Annotated in this window: 2 protein-coding genes; both read left to right on the top strand. The window is 72.4% G+C overall.

The genetic code is table 11. The features are described 5' to 3' along the window. A partial coding sequence (locus tag V7050_RS19925; RefSeq protein ID WP_324411125.1) for a hydantoinase B/oxoprolinase family protein occupies positions 1-2,527 on the top strand: 2,527 nt, incomplete at its 5' end. After that, the gene (locus V7050_RS19920; RefSeq protein WP_324369117.1) at positions 2,520-2,816 is read left to right on the top strand and encodes a SelT/SelW/SelH family protein; all 297 of its coding nucleotides are present in this window, start codon (positions 2,520-2,522) and stop codon (positions 2,814-2,816) included. The genes V7050_RS19925 and V7050_RS19920, both read left to right, overlap by 8 nt. Positions 2,817-3,081: the final 265 nt, after the last annotated feature.

Below are 3,081 nucleotides of genomic sequence, written 5' to 3'. Positions count from 1 at the left end.
CAATGTGCTGACCGGACGGCTCCGGCCGGAATTCTTCCCCGCGATCTTCGGCCCCGGCGGCGACCGGCCGCTCGACGCCGAGGCCACCGCGGCGGGCTTCACGCGCCTCGCCGGCGAGATCGGCCGGCCGGCGGAGGAGGTGGCGGAGGGCTTCCTGCGCATCGCGGTCGAGAACATGGCCAATGCGATCAAGACGATCAGCGTGCAGCGCGGCCACAACGTGCAGGGCTATTGCCTGACGGTCTTCGGGGGCGCGGGGGCGCAGCACGCCTGCGCCATCGCCGACACGCTCGGCATGGAGACCTGCCTGATCCACCCCATGGCCTCGCTGCTCTCGGCCTATGGCATGGGGCTCGCCGACATCCGCGCCACCCGGACCCAGGCGGTGGAGGCCGATCTCGACGATGCGAGCCGGCTCGCGGCGGCGGCGCGGCTCGATGCGCTCGGCGCCGAGACGACCGGAGAGGTCGAGGCGCAGGGCGTTGCCGAGCCGCGGATCCGGCTGGTCCGGACGCTGCACCTGAAGCTCCGCGGCACCGACACGGCGCTGCCGATCGCCTTCGGCGATCTCGACGCCATGCGCGACGCCTTCCGCCGCGCCCATCGCGCGCGCTTCGGCTTCGACCCCGGCGAGGGCGCGGTGCTGGTGATCGAATCGGTGCAGGTCGAGGCGGTGGGCCTCGCCGCCGACATCGCCGAGACCGAGGCGCCCGAGACCGAACGGCCCGAGGCGGCGGTCGAGAGGGCGGCGCGCAGGCCGGTCTTCCTCGGCGGGGCCTGGATCGAGGCAGACTTCGTGCGCCGCGCGGCGCTGCGACCGGGCGACCGGCTCACCGGGCCGGCGGTGCTGGTCGAGCCGCATACCTCGATCCTGATCGAGCCCGGCTGGCAGGCGCGGGTGACCGGCCACGACCATGTGCTCCTGCGCCGGATCGCGGCGCGGCCCCGGCGCGACGTCATCGGCGCCGACGCCGACCCGGTGATGCTCGAGGTCTTCAACAACCTCTACATGTCGATCGCCGAGCAGATGGGCGCGGTGCTGGAGAACACCGCCGCCAGCGTGACCATCAAGGAGCGGCTGGACTTCTCCTGCGCCGTCTTCGACGCCGCCGGCGATCTCATCGCCAATGCGCCGCACATGCCGGTGCATCTGGGCTCCATGGGGGCGAGCGTGAAGGCGATCGTGGCGCAGAACCCCGGCATGGCCCCGGGCGACGTCTTCGCGCTCAACGCACCCTACAACGGCGGCACGCATCTGCCCGACATCACCGTGGTCGCGCCGGTCTGGGACGATGCCGGCGAGACGGTGCTCTTCTTCACCGCCGCGCGCGGCCACCATACCGACGTGGGCGGGCTCACCCCGGGCTCGATGCCGCCCGACAGCCGCACCATCCACGACGAGGGCGCCTATATCGACAACTGGACGCTGGTCGAGGCCGGCCGCTTCCGCGAGGCCGAGACCCGGGCACTGCTCCGCTCCGCGCAATATCCGGCACGCTCGCCCGACATCAACATCGCCGACCTGAAGGCCCAGGTCGCCGCCTGCGAGAAGGGCGCGCAGGAGCTGCGTCGCATGGTCGCCCAGTTCGGGCTCGACGTGGTCCGGGCCTACATGGGCCACGTGCAGGACAATGCCGAGGAATGCGTGCGCCGCGCCATCGAGGCGCTCACGGATGCCGAATACCTCTATCCGATGGATCCCGATTTCGACGGCAATCCGCGCGAGATCCGAGTGCGGATCACCGTGGACCGCGCGGCCCGCGCGGCGCGCATCGACTTCACCGGCACCACGGCGCAGCTCGCCACCAACTACAACGCGCCCGAGCCGGTGACCCGCGCGGCGGTGCTCTATGTCTTCCGCTGCCTCGTCGACGACGACATCCCGATGAACGAAGGCGTGATGAAGCCGCTCGAGGTGATCCTGCCGCGCGGCACCATGCTCTCGCCGGAATATCCCGCGGCGGTGATAGCGGGCAATGTCGAGACCAGCCAGGCGGTCACCTCCGCGCTCTTCCTCGCCCTGGGCGTGCAGGCGGCGGCGCAATCGACCATGAACAACACCACCTGGGGCAATGCGAAGCTGCAGTACTACGAGACGATCTGCGGCGGCACCGGCGCCGGGCGGCTCTCGGACGGATCGGGGCATCCCGGCACTTCGGGCGTGCATTCGCACATGACCAATTCGCGGCTGACCGACCCGGAGGTGCTCGAATGGCGCTTCCCGGTGGTGCTCGACGAATTCTCGATCCGCCAAGGCTCGGGCGGGCAGGGGGCCTACCCCGGCGGGAACGGGGTCACGCGGCGCATCCGCTTCCTCGAGGAGATGACCGTGGCGATCCTCTCGGGCCATCGCATCGTGCCGCCGCCGGGGCTGGCGGGCGGGCGGCCCGGGGCCTGCGGCCGCACCCGGATCGCGCGCGCGGACGGGCGCCTGGAGACGCTCGCTTCGGCCGACAGCCGCAGCGTCGGGGCGGGCGACGTCTGGTGGCTGGAGACCCCGGGCGGCGGCGGCTACGGCAATGGCTGAGCGCGCCGAGGTCACCATCGCCTATTGCACCCAGTGCAACTGGCTCCTGCGCGCCGCCTGGATGGCGCAGGAACTGCTCTCCACCTTCGGCACCGAGCTCGGCTCGGTGACGCTGATCCCCGGCACCGGCGGCATCTTCGAGATCCGCGTGGACGGCGCGTTGCTCTGGGAGCGCCGGCGCGACGGCGGCTTTCCCGATGCCCGGACCCTCAAGACCCGCCTGCGCGACCGCATCGCCCCGGACCGCGACCTCGGCCATCTCGACCGGGACCACGACGCGGGCGCTTGATCCCAAGGCCCCTCCGCCCGACCCGCACTCTTGTCCCTGAACCAAGCCTGAGGACAGGAAGAAGGCCGCGCCCGGCGCGGCCCGCGCCGCATGTCCCCGGACCGAGAAGGCGAGGCGCCGGTGGCGCCTTGCCCGGTCCGGTCGCCCGAAGGCGCAAGCCCCAGGGCGAGGGGAGTGCAGCTTCACCGGCGGTCGGGGATCGGGCCGCGCCGGCCCTGGACGGCGCGCTTGCGCGCCGGCCCCCCGCAGGGCCGGCGCGGCCCGA

The organism is Amaricoccus sp., assembly GCF_036846665.1.
Lineage (GTDB): Bacteria > Pseudomonadota > Alphaproteobacteria > Rhodobacterales > Rhodobacteraceae > Amaricoccus.
Note: the sequence above shows the minus strand (reverse complement) of the source record. Positions and strands in the feature narration are given on the sequence as shown.

Excerpts from the sequence above, each read along its gene's own strand:
- V7050_RS19920 (WP_324369117.1), top strand. The coding sequence starts at position 2,520 with ATGGCTGAGCGCGCCGAGGTCACCATCGCCTATTGCACCCAGTGCAAC.